The sequence below is a fragment of the Dellaglioa sp. CoH-56-MRSF-13 genome, from assembly GCF_056782095.1.
Genome location: NZ_JBXAYC010000088.1, coordinates 1 through 373 on the forward strand (window position 1 = coordinate 1; position 373 = coordinate 373).

The following is a 373-nucleotide window of genomic DNA, read 5'->3' on the forward strand; positions in this document are numbered from 1 at the left end:
CTATTTCGTAGTCCGTAGGAAGTACTCGAACAGTTTGAATGGTGCTACCCGAATTAACGTTCAGCACCATGCCACGACGCATCATCTGATGTGGGTTATACGAGTCTATGTTCTCGGATATCTTCTTGACCTCGAAGTACGCGTACGGATACGTCAACGGCTTTCCTTTCCCAAACAACTTTTGGAGCTGAGCCGTTTTATCATGCGTGTTGATGAACGCACACTTCGAACAGTTGAATACCTGTTGGAACCGAGACTGGAATTCCTCGAAGACGAAGAAGTCGATGGGTGCGATTTGCTCCATTCGGACTCCTGTTAAATCTGGATGCAGATACGAAAAAAGCCCGGACGATCTGAGCGACCGGCGCGGGCT

1 protein-coding gene is annotated in these 373 nt (G+C 48.8%); it reads right to left on the reverse strand.

Features of this window, described 5'->3' with window-relative positions; all coding sequences use genetic code 11:
- Positions 1–304 (reverse strand): hypothetical protein (locus AC1RP1_RS08020; protein ID WP_481762721.1); only part of this gene is annotated, 304 nt, incomplete at its 3' end.
- Between the last annotated feature and the right edge of the window lie 69 nt (positions 305–373).